Origin of the sequence: Azospirillum brasilense (assembly GCF_022023855.1) — a bacterium.
In the GTDB taxonomy this organism is placed as follows: domain Bacteria; phylum Pseudomonadota; class Alphaproteobacteria; order Azospirillales; family Azospirillaceae; genus Azospirillum; species Azospirillum brasilense_F.
In genome coordinates this window covers 626255-646011 of the sequence record NZ_CP059452.1, presented here as the reverse complement: position 1 = coordinate 646011, position 19757 = coordinate 626255, and the positions used below count along the sequence as shown (strand labels likewise).

Below are 19757 nucleotides of genomic sequence, written 5' to 3'. Positions count from 1 at the left end.
TCAGATGGAGATCCGACGGGGTCTTCGTTAATCAAAGGTTAGCAACGACCATCGCGTGAAGGTACCGGTCCAATGAACTCGTCCACCAAAGCCGCCTCCTTCATCTTCATCCCTAACGAAGATGTGGGTAAAAGAAAAGCGTCTTGGTGGGCTTTCTTGGCGGCAAGTGCTATTCTTGCGGGTGCGACAGCGCCCGTGCTCGCGCAACAGCTGCCGGCCCAGCTCCCCTCCGGTGCGGAACCGCGTCCGGAGGCGCCGCGTCCGGTGATGCCGCTGCCCTCGGTGCCGGGCGGCGCGGTGACGGTGCCGAAGGCGCCCGCGGCGGAGGCACCGGCGGGGGCCGAGAATTACCGTCTTACGTTGCGGAGTGTCTCCATCGAAGGCGCCACCGCCTACAGCCAGGACAGCCTCAAGACCGCTTACCAAGATATGCTGGGCCGCGAGGTGTCGGTGGCGGACCTGTTCAAGATCGCCAATGACATCGAGTTCCGCTACCGCAACGACGGCTTCATCACCAGCCGGGTCATCGTTCCCGCCCAGACGATCGAGGACGGCACCTTCCGCCTCCAAGTGGTCGAGGGCTTCGTGTCCGACATCACTTATCCCGACGACATCGGCCCGGCGCTGGCTGCGGTCAAGCGGCTGGTGGAGCCGCTCCGCGGCGTCAAGCCGATCAACGTCGCCGAGGTCGAGCGCCGTCTTCTCCTGGCGAACGACCTCGCCGGCCTGAGCGTGCGCGCCAGCCTGGAGCCGTCGCCGGACACGCTCGGCGCCTCGGTGGTGGTGGTGAAGACGGACCGCAAGGCGGTGGACGCCCTGGTGTCGTTCAGCAACCGCAACACGCCCTATCTCGGCACCGCCCAGACGACCGCGACGGCGGCGCTGAACTCCTTCGGGCCGAACGCCGACACGGTGAACCTCAGCGGGCGCGTGTCCTCTCCGGCGTCGCGGGCTTGGTCGGTCGGCGCCGGCTACCAGGCGCTGGTGACCGGCGACGGGCTGACCTTCTCGGCCACCGGCTCCTATTCCAAGTCGCGGCCCGGACTGACGCTGGACCCGCTGGACGTGGAAAGCTGGGTGGCCGCGGGTGTGGGCACGCTCAGCTATCCGGTGATCCGCTCGCGCCTGGAGAACCTCCGCGCCGTCGGCGAGTTCGAATACCGCGACGTGAACACCGACATTTCCGGCGACCGTTTCAACCGCGACCGCCTGCGCATCCTGCGCGGCGGTTTCAGCTACGACCGGACCGACGGTTGGGACGGCATCACCGCGGTGCGCGGCCTCGTGCACCAGGGTCTGGACATCCTCGACGCGACGAAGCTTGGCTCGGCCTACGCATCGCGCGAGCGCGGGCGCAGCGACTTCACCAAACTCACCGCCGACATCACCCGCGTGCAGCAACTCCCGGCCAACTTCAGCATTTTCGCGACGGCCACCATGCAGGCCGCGGGCACGCCGCTGCTGGCCAGCGAGCAGATCGCGCTGGGCGGCCCGAGCTACGGACGCGCCTTCGACGAGGGCGAGATCTCCGGCGACAGCGGCTGGGCCGGGTCGCTGGAGCTGCGCTACACGCCGGTGGTCCCGGAGAACGCTTTCGCGCAAGCCGTCCAGATCTATGGCTTCGTCGACGGCGGCGAGGTGTGGAACCGCTCCAGCCTGGAGCAGAACAGCCGGAATTCGCTGGTCTCCGTGGGCGGCGGTGTGCGCGCCAGCCTCGTGGAACGGCTTTTCGCGACGCTTGAGATCGACAAGCCGCTGACCCGCCGCGTCGCGACCGAGGGCGACAAGGACATGCGGGTCTTCTTCAACATCACTGCGCAATACTGATAGGGCCGGGGGAAACAGGATATGGGCAAGGGCAACGTCACCACCACCTCCGGCTTCACCGAGCTTCCCGGCGCGCGCCGCCACCGCCAGACGCTGCGCCAGCGGCTGCTGCTGTCGTCCGCGACGGAGGCGCCCCAGCGCGGCGGCGGCACCCGGCGCCAGCGCCGCGCGGCGAAGGCGCAAGGGGGCATCGACTTCGCGCGGCTGGCGCTGCGCAGCGTGATCGGCGTGGCGCTGTCCACCCTGTTCGCGGGTGCGGCCTACGCCAACCCGCTGGAAGGCACCGTCACCGCGGGCGCGGCGACCATCCAGTCGGCGACCCCGAAGTCGATGGAGATCCTGCAGTCCACCGACAAGGCCATCATCAACTGGAAGTCCTTCAGCATCGACGCCGGTGAGAAGGTCACCTTCCAGCAGCCCTCGGCCTCCAGCGTCACGCTGAACCGGGTCACCGGCAACGACCCGTCCAAGATCATGGGCAGCCTGTCGGCCAATGGCACGGTCATGCTGGTCAACCCCAACGGCGTGGTGATCGGCGCCGGGGCGAAGGTGGACGTCGGTGGGCTGGTGGCGACCACCGCCAACATCTCCGACGCCAACTTCATGGCGGGCAAGTACCAGTTCGACCAAGCCTCCACCAAGCCGAACGCCATGGTGGTGAACGAGGGCGACATCACCGTCAAGGACAGCGGCCTGGCCGCCCTCGTGGCCCCGCACGTCCGCAACTCCGGAGTCATCCGGGCGAAGCTGGGCAAGGTGGCGCTGGGCGGTGCCGAGACCTTCACGCTCGATTTCCACGGCGACGGGCTGATCAGCTTCGACGCCAGCTCCGCCGTGAAGACGGTGGCGAAGGACGCGGACGGCAAGCCGGTCGCGGCGCTGGTCGTCAATTCCGGCGAGATCGCCGCGGAGGGCGGCAGCGTCACCCTGTCGGCGCGCGCCGTGAAGGGCGTGATCGACAACGTCATCAACACCGACGGCGTCATCAAGGCCACCTCGGTCGGCAGCGCCAACGGCAAGATCGTCCTGTCGGGCGGCGACACCGGCAAGGTCACCATCGGCGGCACCGTCGACGCCAGCGGGCGCGGGGAGGGGCAGACCGGCGGCACCGTCGTCGCCACCGGCGCCGAGATCGCCGTGAAGAAGAACGCCCGCGTCGACGCCTCCGGCAGCAAGGGCGGCGGCGAGGTCGCCATCGGCAGCAAGACGGGCCGTTCCGGCACTTGGTCGGACAAGGTGACGGTCGAGGCCGGCGCCACCCTGTCCGCCGACGCCGTGAAGTCCGGCAAGGGCGGCAGCGTGACGGTGCTGTCGCAGAAAAGCACGAAGCACGCCGGTAAGATCTCCGCCCGCGGCGGTGCCGAGGGCGGCGACGGCGGCTTCGCCGAGGTGTCCAGCCATAAGGACATCACGCTGACCGGCAGCGTCGACCTGACCGCGCCCAAGGGCGCGGCGGGCACCTTCCTGCTCGATCCGGAAAGCCTGCGCATCGTCAGCTCCGCCGGGGGCAGCCAGGACGGCGCTGCGGCGGACGGCACGATCGGCGTCAACGACCCCAACCTGGGCAGCGGCGACGCCGTCAACACGGTGTCGAAGCAGGTGCTGGAGAGCATCGCCGGCAACGCGAACATCGTGCTGGAAGCGTCGGGCCTCATCACGGTGGAGACCAGCCTCGATCTCCAGACCACGGCGGGCCACAGCTTCACCCTGCGGTCGCTGACCACCAGCGGCATCGCCTTCACCGACGCCAGCTACGAGATCCGCACCAACGGCGGCGACATCGTGCTGGAAGCCAACGGCATGGCCAGCAACCTGACCAACATCGGGAAGCTGACGACCCGCGGCGGCGCGGTGCGGCTGACGGCCACCAACAACGTCCAGCTTGCCAACCTGATCGACACTACGCCGGTTTCGGGCAGCGCCGGGGCGGTCTCCGTCAGCGCCCAGGGCGGGTCGCTGACCGCGTTGGACGCCGGCCGGATCGTCGGCGGCCCGATCTCCCTGACCGCCGGCGGCGCCATCGGCGCCAGCGGAGCGGCGGTGTCGACCAGCAGCACCCAGCTCTCCCTGGTCACCGGCGGCAACCTGTTCGTCACCAACGACCGGACACTGACCGATCTCTCCGTCACCAGCACGCACCGGACGGTCGGGGCCGACAGCCAGTTCTTCCTGGCCTCCACGGGCCTGATCTTCACCATCACCGATTCGTCCGGCGGCACCGCGCTCGACACGATCAGCCAAGTCGGGGGCCTGAACAGCTTCGCCTTCCGCGGTGATCGCAACATCCAGGTCGGTACGGTCAGCGCCGGAACGGGGTCCGTCGCGCTGACCAGCACCGCCGGCAACATCACCGGCACGGGCGCGAGCCTGCTGACCGGCGGTGCGCTGACGCTGACCGCCAAAGGTTCGTCGGGCAGCAACGGTGCCATCGGCACGTCGTCGCAGGCGCTGAACACCGCCGGCGCCAGCCTGACGGCCACGGCCGGCAGCGGCGGCATCAACCTGTCGAACACTGGCGCGCTGGCCCTGGCCAACCTGAGCAGCGGCGGCGCCACCACCGTCGCCGCGACCGGCAACCTGACGGTCGGCGCGGTGGCCAGCGCCAGCAACACGCTGACCCTGACCAGCAGCGGCGGCAGCATCCTGAACGACGCCGACGCCTCGACCACCATCAGTTCCTACAGCCTGGTCCTGAACGCTGCCGGCAGCATCGGCACCAGCGGCACGGCCCTGACCGCCAGCTCCTACAACATCGACGCCACCTCCGGCGCGGGCGGGGTGTTCCTGACGACGTCGGGCTCGGCGGTGCTGGGTTCCATCGTCTCGACCAACGGCGACGTTGCGATCACCACCGGCGGCACGACCACCATCGGGACGATCACCAGCGCCAACGGAACCAGCAGCATCTCCGTCACGGCGAACGGCACGGTGTCCGACATCACCGCGACCATGGTCAATGCCGGGGCCAACGGCAACGTCACCCTGACGACCGCCAACGGCAGCATCTCCGGCCTGTCCGGCACGATCACCGGCGACAACGTCACGCTCGCCGCCGGAGGCAGCACCTCCACCGTGACGGTGAACACCGCGGCGAAGCGGCTGACGGTCACCAACAACGCGGGCAACGTCACGGTCTCCCAGACCGGCGCCGTGACCGTGGACAACATCACCTCCACCGGCTCGTCGATCTCGCTCACCGTGAACGGCGGCGCCGCCACGCTGGGGACGATCAAGACGACCACCGGCTCGATCTCCGTGACGGCGACCGGCGGAGCGATCCTGGGCAAGGACGCCAACAACCGGCTGTCCGCCAACGCCATCAGCCTGAGCACGGGCGGCGCCATCGGGAGCTCCGGAACCCATCTGCGCACCTCCACGGGGTCGCTGACGCTGAGCAACGTCGGGGATCTGTATCTCGACAACAGCGGCGTGATCCTGACCAGCCTGTCGATCACCAACCGCCATGTCGGTGGGGCCGCCAACGCGCTGGAACTCACCTCCGAATACTTCAACTTTGTGGTCGGCGACAACGGCACCGCGACCATTCTGGAAGCGATCGGCAGCCCGAAGCTCTCCACCCTCAACTTCAACAGCGACATCGACCTGATCGTCGGCGATCTGGCCACGGTGGGAACGGGCGGCACGGTCACGCTGACTTCCACCACCGGCAGCATCCGCGACGACGGCAGCCTGAACACGCGGATCAACGCCGACACCGTGACGCTGAGCGCCGCGGCGGGCAGCCTGGGCGACGCCTCCGCTCCGCTGGCGCTCAACGCCACGAAGCTGACGCTGACCACCGGCGGCAACCTGCACGTCACCAACCTGTCCGACATGGCGACGCTGAGCGTCACCAGCACGCATGCGGACACGACGGTGGTGAACAGCTACTCGATCACCGCGCCGAACTTCGCCTTCGACCTGACCGACGACGCCACCAACGGCTACCTGCTGCGCACGCTGGTCGACACCACCGGCCAGATATTCTCCTTCAAGGGCGACCGCGACATCCGGCTGGGCCGGGTCGATCTGACCTACAAGAACGGCGTCCTTCCCGACAACGGGACGCCCTCGCCCAGCGAAACCTACAGCATCTTCAACGCCGAGACGACGAACGGCTCCATCCTGGACGACGGGTCGAAGACCACGGTGGTGCTGGCCGGTTCGGTCAACCTGAAGGCCAGCAAGGCGATCGGCAGCGGCTCGGGCACCGAATATCTGGACATCGTCACCCCGGTCCTCAACGCCAGGGCGTCAGACGGCGGCATCTACATCACCCTGCCGACCTCGACGGGCGTCAACAACCAGAAGAATCTCGTCACGCTGGGCGGCAGCTTCTTCAGCGCCGCCAACAACCCCATTGTGGTAACGGCGACGTGGGGCGACATCGCCTTCGGCTCCAGTTTCTCGTCCAGCGCCAGCAGCGACATCACGGTGAAGGCGACCCACGGGTCGATCCTGAACCCGAACAGCGCCGGCTTGCGCGCCAGCTCCACCGGAACGGTGACCCTGACCGCTGGGAAGGACATCGGCTCCGCGTCCAACGCCCTCGTCGTGCAGGGCGGAACCGTGGTTGCCAACGCGGGCGGCTCCATGTGGCTCGGCCTGAGCGGCAGCACGGTCAAGCTGGACAGCCTGACGGCGGGTGGCGACATCAGCGCCGCACAAACCAGTGGCACCCTGACCGTCGGGACGGTCAACGCCACCAACGGCACCGTCGAGTTGAAGGTCAGCAACGGCAGCATCCAGGGCGACGCCGACACCACCACCCTGATTTCCGCGGGCAAGGTGATCCTGAACGCCAGCGGCGGCGTCGGCAGCGTGAACGCGCTGGATTTGGCAACGGCGAACCTGTCGATCACCGCGGGTGGGTCCATCGGCATCGCCGGCACGATGGCGCTGACCGACCTCACCCTGACGCGCGGCTCCTACTCCGGCGGCACCATCGGGATCACCACGGTCAATGGGCAGGTCTTCACCCTGTCGGACAGCTCGTCGCAGTCCACGATCCAGACCGTCACCAGCAGCACGGCGCTGAACTTCGCCTTCAATTCATCGCGCGCGGTCAAGGTCGGCACCGTAAACGTTGGAACGGGCGGAAGCGTCGCCATCGTCTCATCCAATGGCGTCACCAACACCGGCAACGGCAGCAAGATCACCGCCGGCAAGGTGTCGCTTGAGGCGGGAACCTCCTCCTCCATCGGTGATTCGACCCTCTACGGGGCCATCAGCCTCGACACCGGCAACCTGTCGGTGACATCGGGGCGCGACATCTACGTCGACAACAACGGGCGCGCCTTCAACAGCCTGGCGATCACCAGCACGAACGCCACCACGGCCTCCGCGACCAAGAGCACCTTCTCCATCGGCAGCACCGGGTCCCAGATCTACTCGCTGGCCGACAGCGGCACGGCGCATTCGATCGACATCACGGGTGCGGGCAACAGCAACTTCAGCTTCACCGGCAAGAAGCATATCGTGGTTTCCGAGATCGTCGCCGGCGGCGGTTCGGTCAGCCTGACCACCGCAGGCGGCGGGGAGAACTCGACGATCACCATGTCGGGCGGCGGGGCCATCGCGGCGTCCTCCGTCACCCTGTCGGCCAACGGCTCCGGCACCAACGGCGGTTCCATCGGCACCGACACGCGGGCGGTGAAGACCTCCGCCTCGTCGCTGACCCTGGTGAGCAACGGCGACCTCTACATCAACAACAACAACACCGCGCTGACCGCGCTGGACGTCACCGTCACGCACAAGACGTCCACCGGCACGGGGACCTACCAGTTCAACGCCCTCGGCTCCAATCGCAGCTTCACGGTGACGGAAGCCAGCGGCGTCCAGACGCTGGCCCTGTCCACGCCGAGCAACGGCAGCATGGACCTGCGCTACAGCGTGGATCGCGGCATCGTGGCCGGCACCATCGACGCCGGCACCAGCTCCACCGGCTCGGTGGCGCTGATCTCCACCGGGGCGGCTTCGGGCGCGTCCGGTGGTATCTCCGTCAACGGGAACGGGTCCGGCAGGATCACGGCGGGTCAGGTTTCCCTGACTGCCACCGGCACCAACAGCAACGTCGGCGGCGTCAGCGCTGTCCTGACCAGCACGACGAAGTTGGCCATCACGTCGGGCGGCAACGTTTCGGTCAGCAACAACGACACGCTGTCCGAACTGACGCTGGACACCCGGCACCAAAAGTCTGGCGGCTCCACCAATAACTACACCATCACGTCGACCGGCCTGACCGCCACCTTCAGCGACTCCACGCAAACCGGCCTGACGGTGTCGAACGTCACCCAGAGCGGGCTGAAGCTGAACATCAGCAACGACAAGGCCCTGCGGATCGCCAAGATCGACGTCGGGAGCACCGGCACCGTCGATCTGACGGCCAATGCCGGCGATTCCTCTATCGACGCCACGAACAGCAGCGGCACGACCGTCACCGCGGGCAGCCTGACGTTGAAGGCGACCAGCGTCGGGCACACCAGCAGCGGCTCCCGCTTCACCACCCAGGTCGGCACCCTGTCGGCCGATCTGAAGGGATCGCTGACGCTCGGCAACTCCGGCACCCTGACGTTGAAGAATGTGAAGGCCGGTTCATCGGCGGACATTGAGGTGACCAACAACGGGTCGCTCCTCCAATCCGGAACCAAGCCGCTGAGCGCGGACGAGGTGACGCTGACGGTCGAAGGCGGCTCCATCGGGGCGTCCGGCACGCCGCTGCTGACCGAGGCGCGGACCCTCAAGGTGAACGCCGGGCGCAACGTCTATCTGACGAACAGCGCCGACCTGTACGCCTTGAGCCTGGATGTCAAGCACGGCTCGGCCGGCACGCAGAATGTCTACGACATCCGGTCCGAGGGGCTGACCTTCGCGCTGACCGACAGCAACACCGGCAGCCAGTACACCCTGTCCAGCGTCGTGGACAGCAGCGGCCTCGACTTCTCGTTCAAGAGCGACAACAGCGTCGCCCTGGGCACGATCAACGGCGGCCTGTCCCGCAAGGTGTCCATCGAGACCACCGGCACCGGCAAGAATATCCTCAGCACCGGCAGCTCGATGGTGACCGCCGGCACGGTCACCCTCACCTCGACCGGGACCATCGGTCAGGCGGGATCGTCCTCCAACCACATCGCGACGATGGCCGACACGCTGGCGCTGACCACCGCGACCGACGCCTTCGTGGACAACGGCCGGGACCTGACCGCGCTGTCGCTGACCAGCTCGCGGACGACCGGCGCCGGCACCTATCAGATCACCGCGCCGCAGCTCGTCTTCACCATGACGGACGACGGCACCACCTCCACGCTGTCCAATCTGAGCGACACCACCGGCCTCGCCTTCAAGCTGGACACCCAGCACGCGCTGTCCATCGGCACGCTCAACGTGCAGAATTGGGGCACCGTCGACCTGACCAGCGCCGGCGCCATCATGGGCGCCGCGTCGGCGAACGCGGGCAACCCGGCCAACCGCATCACCGCGGGCACCGCGACCCTGAGCGGCGGCGGGGCCATCGGCTCCTCCAACAATAAGATCCATCTGTCGGCGGCGTCCGCGACCTTCAACGTGAAGGGCGACCTCTACGTCGAATCCGACACCCGCATCGGCACGCTCAAGATCAAGAGCGCCTTGTCGACCATCAACGACCGCACCTACAGCCTGACCTCGGTGAACACGGCGGGCGCGGCCATCGCGCTGACCGGCGCCGAGAGCAGCACCCAGGCGGTGCTGGCCTCGCTGACCGACGCCAGCGGCGTGCGCTTCACATTCGACAGCCACCGCAAGTTGGTTGTCGGCGGCCTGGACGTCGGCAAGACCGGCATGATCGACCTGATCGCGTCCCCCGGCATCGTCGGGAACGGCCACTCGGTCCTCAAGATCAACGCCGGCATCGCGAGCTTGACGTCCTCCTCCAACGTGGTTGGTGTGCAAGGGGGTGAATTCATCAGCATCACCACAGGCAACCTGACGGTGAACGCCAACAATGGCGCCGTGATCAACCTGCACGGTTCGACGGTCATCGACTCCATGAGTCTGGGCGGTGCGCTGACCCTGAACAACTCGACCGGCGACATCGCGCTCGGCTCGATCTCGATGGGTGGCGCCAACGCGGTCATCAACAACCAGGGCGGCTCGATCCTCAGCGGCTCGATCGGCGGCAGCAATCTGGTGAACCTGACGGCGACCGGTTCCATCGGCAACGTCTCCGCCATCTCGACGTCGGCCGGTTCCGGCGGCACCACGACGCTGACCGCCAGCGCCGTCGGCAGCATCGCGGTGTCGGAAGGCAAGGCCCTGACCGCCCAGTCGGTGGTGAGCACCGGCGGCGGTGCGATCAAGCTGTCGACCGGTTCGCAGGGGAGCAGCCTTCTGACCGTCGGGACCGTCACCACGACCGGGTCGGTGACGCTGACCAGCAGCGACGGCAACATCCGTGCCAACAGCGGCAATCTGGTGACCGGCGGCAGCGTCGAGCTGTCCGCCACCAAGGGCGGCATCGCCGACACGGGCTCCACGCTGAACGTCGCGACGACCGACCTGACGCTGAAGACGCCCGGCACCTTCACCGTTGCCGACACGCTCGACCTCGCCAAGCTGACCATCGACCGCACGCCCTCCACCGGAACCGCAACCTCCGGCACGATGAGCCTGACGGCGACCAACCTCAGTTGGAACGTCACGGACAGCGGCGGCGTCACCACCTTCACCACCCTGACCGACAGCACCGGCCTGGACTTCACCTTCAAGGCTCCGGGGGCGATCGCCATCGGCACGGTGACGACGGGCGCTTCCAGCACGGTCAGCCTGACGGCGACGGGCAACAGCTCGACCGCCGGCAGCATCACGGCGGTGAACAACAGCTCCATCATCACCGCCGGCTCCCTGAAGCTGGACGCCCAGAAGAAGACCAACGAGCAGACCAACAGCAGTTCCATCGGCACCAGCGCAACGGCGCTGGGCATGAACGTGTCCAGCCTGACCGCCAGCAGCGGCACCGGCGGGCTGTTCGTCAAGAACGCGGCGGGGCTGAACCTCAGCTCGATCACCACGGGCGGCGCCCTGACGGTGATCGCGGCGACCGGCGACCTGACCGTCTCCAACCTCTCCTACGACAGCAGCAAGGCGCTGACCCTGACGGCGACGGCCGGCCGGATCCTCAACGGCGGCACCAGCCTGAGCCTCGGCACCGGCAGCGCCACGCTGACGGCGGGGACCGGCATCGGGACGGCGGACTCGGCGTTCAAGGTCACGACGTCCAGCACCGGGGCGCTGACCACCAACGTCACGGGCGCGGGCGGCGTCTACCTCGACATTGCCGGGTCTCTGACGGGTGGGCTGACGGCTGCCGTCCAGAACGGCCCGGTGGTGGTGTCGGGCAGCGGCAACATCACGCTGACCAACGTCGCCATCGCCACCGACGTGGCGGGCAACAGCATCACCGTGACCTCGACCGGCGGATCCATCACCGCCGGGACGGTGACGGCGGGGGCCAACAACGGCTCGGTCACGCTGAGCGCCACCGGCAACGGCGGCAAGATCCTGGCCGCCAACGGCGGCTCCGCGGTCACGGCCAAGACCGTGGCGCTGAACGGCGCCGGCGGCATCGGCACCTCCTCCGCCCGTGTCGGCGTGGGCGGGGCCCAGGTGCAGGTGAACGGCGGGTCGGGCGACATCTATCTGGGCACGACCGGCGCCACCGCGCTGGCCTACGCCGCGACGACCGGCGGCAAGATCGACGTGCAGGCCGGCGACCGCCTCCAGGTGGTCAGCGCCAGCACCGGCGGTGGGGCGATCACCATCTCCTCCACCGCGGTAGACGCCGACATCATCGCCGGCAGCATCAACGCCGGCAGCGGTGCGGTCATTCTCAGCTCCAGCGGCGGCGGCGTCTATGACGACGGCCTCGCCGAGACGCGGATCGTCGGCGGTTCGGTCTCGCTGACCGGCGGGAAGGGCATCGGCACCTCCAGCCGGTCGGTCCAGACCACCACTCCCGGCCTGACCATGGCGAGCGCCAACGGCAGCGTCTACGTGACCGACGGCACCGCCGCCGGCGTTGCCGTCGCCTCGGCCACCGCCTCCAACGGCTCGGTCACCATCGCGTCGGCCGGCACGATGACGGTCCAGTCGGTGTCGGCCAACACCACCAGCGGAGCGGTCGCGCTGACCGCCGCCGGCTCCATCCTGGGCAGCGGCAACGGCACCCATGTGACCGGCCATTCGGCCAGCCTGACCGCCACCGGCGGCAGCATCGGCACCGTCACCGACGCCGCCACCGGCGCCGGCACGCCGATCAAGATGAACGTGTCGAGCCTGACCGGCCTGACCGCCAACGGCACCACACCGGTCATCTCGGTCGACAACATCAACAGCGCCGCGCTGTCGCTGGGCAACAACCTCGTCACCCTGGGGGCGGGCGGGTCCGCCTACATCCGCACGGCGGGCAATCTGGACGCCAGCGCCGGCCTGTCGATGACCAGCGGCAACCTGCTGCTGCAGTCCGGCGGGGTGCTGACCCTGCCGACCGCGGCGATCAACCTCGGCACGGGCGCGCTGACCTTGAAGGGCGCCACCGACGTGGTGGCCGCGGGCGCCTCGCCGCGCTCGCTGTCGATCACCGCGGGTTCGCTGACCTTCGCCAGCGGTTCCAACGGCGGCAACACCACCCTCAACACCACGGTCGGCACCATCGACGCCAGCCTGACCGGCTCCGGCAAGAATCTGACCGTCAACAACACCGGCACGCTGACGGCGGCGACCCTCGGCGCCAACGGCACCGTCACCGCCACCAGCAGCACCGGCATGACGGCGACCTCGGTGACCGGCGTCGGCACGGTCAGCCTGACCGCGACGACGGGCGACCTGACGGTCGGCACGGTCAACGCCGGGGGGAACGGCGTCATCAACCTGTCGGCGGCGGGCGGCAGCCTGCTGACCGGCAACGGCACCAGCCTGACCGGCGGCACGCTGAACCTGACCTCCAACACCGGGATCGGGACCAGCAGCGCCGCCTTCACCAGCAGCATCGCCAACATCTCGGCGATGGTGACCGGGACGGGCGGAATTTATCTGGCCGGCACCAGCTTCAACCTGGGCAATCTCGCGACCACCGACGGCGACATCGCCGTCACCGCCAGCGGCGCCATCACCGACAGCAACGCCACCACCGGCATCAACGCCGGTGGCAGCGGCAACATCTCCCTGATCTCCACGGGGAGTGCGGTGTCCTTGACCAAGGCGGTGTACAGCGTCGGTTCGGACGCCACCCGGGCCAGCGTGACGGTGCAGGGCACCAGCATCGCCCTGGGCAACGTCACCACCACGGGCACGCAGACCTACACCGGCAACACCACGCTGGGCGGCACGCTGTCCGGCAAGTCGGTGACCGTCATCGGGAACCTGACCCTGTCGGGCGCCAACCGCACGGTGACCGCGACCGGCGGCGACCTGTCGGTGAGCGGCACGCTGAACGGCGGCGGCTACGGGGCGACCCTGCTCGCCGGGCAGGGCACGTTGACGCTGGGCGGGGCGGCCAGCAACCTGGCCTATCTGACGGCCACCGCCGGAACCATCGGCCTGCGCGCCGTGACGACGGCGGGCGCGCAGACCTACACCGGCGCGACCAGCCTCCAGGGCGCCTACGCCACCGGAAACGGCGCCTTCACGGTGACCGGCGCGACGACGCTGGCGGGCGGCACCACGGTGAACTCCGGCAGTGGAAACGTGCTGTTCAGCGGCACGGTGAACGGGGCCAATTCGCTCGTGATCACCAGCAGCGGCGCGACGCAGTTCACCGGTACGGTGGGTGGCACGACGGCGTTGACGAGCCTGACCATCGATGCCGGCGGGACGGCCAGCGTGAAGTCGGTTTCGACCACGGGCGGCCAGACCTACAGCGGCACGGTGACGCTGGATGGCACCTACACCACCGGCGCGGTCTTCTCGGCCATCGGCGCGGTGACGCTGGGCGGCAACACGACGGTGGACGGCACGTCGAGCGTTGTGTTCATGAACACGGTGGACGGCGCCTACACCCTGGCGGTCAACAACCAGGGCATGGCGCAGTTCAACGGCGCTGTGGGCGGCACGACGGCGCTGATGAGCCTGACCACGGACGCCGGGGGCTCCAGCAGCCTGAAGTCGGTGACAACCAACGGCGCCCAGACCTACAACGACGCTGTGACGTTGGACGGCACCTACACCACCGGCAGCGGCGCCTTCACCGCCAACGGTGCGGCGACGCTGGCCGGCAGCACGACGGTGAACGGCGGGTCGAGCGTGCTGTTCGCCGGAACGGTGGACGGTGCCTACGCCCTGGCGGTCAACAGCAAGGCCGCGACGCAGTTCACCGGCACGGTGGGCGGCACGACGGCTCTGGCCAGCCTGACCACCGACGCCACCGGCACCAGCAGCCTGCGCAGCGTCACCACCACGGGCGCCCAGACCTACAACGATGCGGTCACGCTGAACGGCACCTACACCACCGGCAGCGGCAACTTCGCCGCCAACGGTGCGGCGACGCTGGCTGGCGACACGACGGTGAACGGCGGGTCGAGTGTTCTGTTCGCCGGCACGGTGGACGGCGCCTACGCCCTGGCGGTCAACAACAAGAGCACGACGCAGTTCACCGGCACGGTGGGCGGCACGACGGCGCTCGCCAGCCTGACCACCGACGCCACCGGCACCAGCAGCCTGCGCAGCGTCACCACCACGGGCGCCCAGACCTACAACGACGCGGTGACGCTGGACGGCACCTACACCGGCGGCACCGTCACCGCCAACGCGGCGGCCACGCTGGGCGGGGCGACGACGGTGAACGCCGGGACGGCCACCTTCAACGGCACGGTGAACGGCGCCCAGGCGCTGACCATCGCCGGGACGGGGACGACGCAGTTCAACGCGGCGGTGGGCGGCACGACGGCGCTGGCCAGCCTGACCACCAATGCGGGCGCCACGGCCAGCTTCCTGAACGTCTCCACCACGGGCGCCCAGACCCACGGCGCCGCCACGACCCTCAACGGCACCTACACCACCAACGGCGCCTTCACCGCCAGCGGTGCGGTGACGCTGGCCGGTGACACGACGGTCAACGGCGGGGCGAGCGTGCTGTTCGCCGGCGCGGTGGACGGCGCCTATGCCCTGGCGGTCAACAACAAGGGCACGACGCAGTTCACCGGCACGGTGGGCGGCACGACGGCGCTCGCCAGCCTGACCACCGACGCCGGTGGCACCAGCAGCCTGCGGTCGGTGACGACGACGGGTGCGCAGACCTACAACGACGCCGTGACCCTGGACGGCATCTACACGACCACCGGCGGCGCCTTCACCGCCAACGGTGCGGCGACGCTGGCCGGCGGCACGACGGTGAATGGCGGGTCGAGCGTGCTGTTCGCTGGCACGGTGGACGGCGCCCACGCCCTGGTCATCAACAGCAAGGGCACGACGACGTTCACCGGCACGGTGGGCGGCACGACGGCGCTCGCCAGCCTGACCACCGACGCCACCGGCACCAGCAGCCTGCACGCCGTCACCACCACGGGCGCCCAGACCTACAACGACGCCGTGACGTTGAACGGCATCTACACGACCACCGGCGGCGCCTTCACCGCCAACGGAGCGGCGACGCTGGGCGGCGGCACGACGGTCAACGGCGGGTCGAGCGTTCTGTTCGCCGGTGCGGTGGACGGCGCCCAGGCCCTGGTCATCAACAGCAAGGGCACGACGCAGTTCACCGGCACGGTGGGCGGCACGACGGCGCTCGCCAGCCTGACCACCGACGCCGGTGGCACCAGCAGCCTGCGGTCGGTGACGACGACGGGCGCCCAGACCTACAACGACGCCGTGACGCTGAACGGCACCTACGCCACCGGCGGCGCCTTCACCGCCAACGGAGCGGCGACGCTGGGCGGCGACACGACGGTGAATGGCGGGTCGAGCGTGCTGTTCGCCGGCACGGTGGACGGCGCCCACGCCCTGGCGGTCAACAACAAGGGCACGACGCAGTTCACCGGCACGGTGGGCGGCACGACGGCGCTCGCCAGCCTGACCACCGACGCCACCGGCACCAGCAGCCTGCGCAGCGTCACCACCACGGGCGCCCAGACCTACAACGACGCGGTGACGCTGGACGGCACCTACACCGGCGGCGCCTTCACCACCAACGCGGCGGCCACGCTGGCCGGGGCGACGACGGTGAACGCCGGGACGGCCACCTTCAACGGCACGGTGAACGGCGCCCAGGCGCTGACCATCGCCGGGACGGGGACGACGCAGTTCAACGCGGCGGTGGGCGGCACGACGGCGTTGGCCAGCCTGACCACCAACGCGGGCGCCACGGCCAGCTTCCTGAATGTCACCACCACGGGCGCCCAGACCCACGGCGGCGCCACGACGCTCAACGGCGCCTACAGCTCGCTCAACAGCCCGATCACCTTCAACGGTGAAACGACGCTGGCCGGGACGACGCTGGTGGATGCGGGCTACGGCACGATCACCTTCAACGGGACGGTCAACGGCGCCCAGGCGCTGACGGCGATCTCGACCGGGGCGATGGTGTTCAACGCGGCGGTGGGCGGCACGACGGCTCTGGCCAGCCTGACCACCGGCACGGGCTACACCAGCCTCGTCAACGTGACCACGGCGGGTGCCCAGAGCTACGGCGGCGAGACCAGCCTGATGGGCACCTACGCCACCGGCAACGGCGCCTTCACCATCGCCGGCCCGGTGACGCTGGCGGGGGCCGCCACGGTCAACGCCGGCAGCGGCGCGGTGACCTTCAACGGGACGGTGAACGGCGCCCAGGCGCTGGCGATCAACGGCAGCGGCGCCACGCAGTTCAACGCGGCGGTGGGCAACACGACCGTGCTCGCCAGCCTGACCACCGACGCCGACGGCACGACCAGCCTGCACTCGGTGACGACCAGCGGCGCCCAGACCTACAACGACGCCACGACGCTCGACGGCGCCTACAGCTCGCTCAACAACCCGATCACCTTCAACGGTGAAACGACGCTGGCCGGTACAACGCTGGTGGATGCGGGCTACGGCACGATCACCTTCAACGGGACGGTCAACGGCGCCCAGGCGCTGACGGCGATCTCGACCGGGGCGATGGTGTTCAACGCGGCGGTGGGCGGCACAACGGCTCTGGCCAGCCTGACCACCGGCACGGGCTACACCAGCCTCGTCAACGTGACCACGGCGGGCGCCCAGAGCTACGGCGGCGAGACCAGCCTGATGGGCACCTACGCCACCGGCAACGGCGCCTTCACCGTCGCCGGCCCGGTGACGCTGGCGGGGGCCGCCACGGTCAACGCCGGCAACGGCGCGGTGACCTTCAACGGGACGGTGAACGGCGCCCAGGCGCTGGCGATCAACGGCAGCGGCGCCACGCAGTTCAACGCGGCGGTGGGCGGCACGACCGCGCTCGCCAGCCTGACCACCGACGCCGACGGCACGACCAGCCTGCACTCGGTGACGACCAGCGGCGCCCAGACCTACAACGACGCGGTCACTCTGGACGGCGCCTATCAGGCCGGCACGGTCTTCTCGGCGGCGAAGGCGGTGACGCTTGGCGGCGACAGCCGGATCACCGGCACCGGCGGGATTGTCCTGGCTTCCACCGTCGACGGTGGGCGGGCGCTGACGCTGGCCAGCGGCAACGGCGACATCCTGCTCGGCGGTGCCGTCGGCGGCACCAGCCGTCTGGGGGCGCTGGCGATCAACGGCGGCGGCACCACCACCGTCACCGGCGCGGTGAGGGCGGCCTCGCTGGCCACCGACGCCACCGGGATCACCATCCTGAACGGCGGCAGCGTCGACACCACCGGTGCGCAGAGCTACGCCGACGCGGTGTCGCTGGGGGCCGACACCGTCCTGAGCGGCACCCAGGTGTCGCTGTCGGGCGGCATCGATGCGGCGGAGACGGGCCGTCAGAGCCTGACCATCGCGGGCAACGCGGCGCTCGCCGGCACCCTCGGCACCCGGAAGGCGCTGGCCGCGCTGACGGTCGGCGGCGAGACGCTGCTGACCGGCGCCACGGCGGTCACCAGCGGGGCGCAGACCTACGGTGGTGCGGTCCGTCTGGCCGGCACCCCGTCGGTCCTGACCGGCAACGGCGTCATCTTCGCCGGGACGCTGGACGGCGGGCAGGCCCTGACCGTCAGCAGCGGAACCGGCGACGCCGTCTTCGCCGGCACGGTCGGCGGGACGGAGCGGCTGGGCGCCCTGGCGGTGAACAGCGCCGGCCAGACCCGCTTCGCCCAGTCGGTCCGCGCGGCCTCGGTCGTCACCGACGCGGCGGGCACGCTGGCCCTCAACGGTGGTTCCATCGACACCACCGGCCCCCAGACCTACGGGGAGCGGGCGGTGCTCGGGGCCGACACCCGCCTGACTGGCGGCACCGTCGTGCTGGCCGGCGGGCTGGACGCCGCCACCCGCGGCGGGCAGGGGCTGACCATCGCCGGCAACGCCGTCATCAACGGCGCGGTCGGCGGCACGCAGGCGCTGAGCCGCCTGTCGGTGACCGGCACCGCTGCCCTGAACGGCGGCGCGGTGACCACCGTGGCGGAGCAGAGCTTCGGCGGCGCGGTGACGCTGGGAACCGACACCGTCCTGGCGGGCGGGACCGTCTCCCTGCTGAGCGGCGGCAACGCCGCCAGCGCCGGGGGACAGGGGCTGACGGTCGAGGGCGACGCCGTCCTGGCCGGAGTCTTCGGCGAAACCGGCGCCCTGCGGCAGATCGCCGTCAGCGGCGGCACCCGCCTGGACGGAGCGACCGTCACCACCACCGGGGCGCAGCGCTTCGGCGGCGCCCTGACGGTGGCCGCCAACAGCGTCCTGACCAGCAACGGCGGCGACCTCGTGTTCGGCGGGACCGTCGACAGTGCCAACCGTTCCGCGCTGTCGCTGAACGGCGCGTCCATCCGCGCGGCGGGGGACATCGGCGCGTCGGGCCTGATGGGCGACGTCACGGTCCGGACCTCGGGCGGCGTCTTCTACGACAGTGCAGTGACCGTGCGCTCGCTGACCCAGACGACGGGCGGCGAGGGCCGCTTCGCCAAGGCGCTGACCGCCACCGGGGCGGATGGCCTCCACCTGACCGGCGCCGGCTTCACCTTCGGCGCGGCGGTGAACAGCGCGGGCTCGCTGGCCTTGGTCACGACAGACGGGTCCGGCATGGTAACCTTTGGTCGCGATGCCACGGTTGTCACGGAGGGGGGCTTTACCCAATCCGGTGGATCGGGCATTGTTCTGCCGGCCAGCATTACGGCCAAGACCGGCCCGATCACGCTGGGCGCCGTGGCGTCCCTGCCGGACGGCCAGGCGTCCATCGCGGCGGGCGGCCCCATCACCATGGCGGGGCTCCAGGGCAAGGCCACCACGCTGACCATGGCGTCCGACGGCGGGGCGCTGCTCATCGGACAGGAGACCGGGACCGCCTTGCAGAAGATCGACGTGCTGAGCCTGACCGTTCCCAAGGCCGGTTCCGCCCGGATGTTCGGCACCGTGGCCGGCAAGACGGACGCGTTGGCCGCCAGCGCGATCGACAGCCCACTGCGGGCTGCCCCGTACTTCATCAACAACACCCCCTGGGGTCCGACGCAGCAGGTCAGCCGGGTCGCCGCCACCGTGGTGGTGGTGGTCCCGGTTCCCAGCACCCCCGGCGTCACCAGCCTGTTCACCGGCGCGATGACCCACGCCGGCCTCACGCCGAACGCCCTGGCCGCCTACGCCGCGCCGCAGGTTCTGACCCTGGCCGGCACGACCCCGTCCCTGACCGGTGTGTGGGCGCAGCCGGAGGTTCTGTCCACGGGCGCCGGAACCACCCCGTCCACCACCCGCGCCGGCGCACAGCCGGAGGTCCTGACCACCGGTCCCGCACCGTCCGCCACCGGCAACCAGCAGACGGCGAAGGAGGAGGCGCGCTGAGG

General features: G+C 69.7%; 2 protein-coding genes. Both read left to right on the top strand.

From position 1 onward, the window contains the following. The first annotated feature begins 195 nt into the window (after positions 1-195). Entirely contained in the window at positions 196-1827 is a 1632-nt protein-coding gene (locus H1Q64_RS29300) for a ShlB/FhaC/HecB family hemolysin secretion/activation protein (protein ID WP_237907390.1), read from the top strand. Positions 1828-1848: 21 nt separating this feature from the next. After that, complete coding sequence (locus H1Q64_RS29295; RefSeq protein ID WP_237907389.1) at positions 1849-19755, top strand: filamentous hemagglutinin N-terminal domain-containing protein; 17907 nt, start codon at positions 1849-1851, stop codon at positions 19753-19755. Positions 19756-19757: the final 2 nt, after the last annotated feature.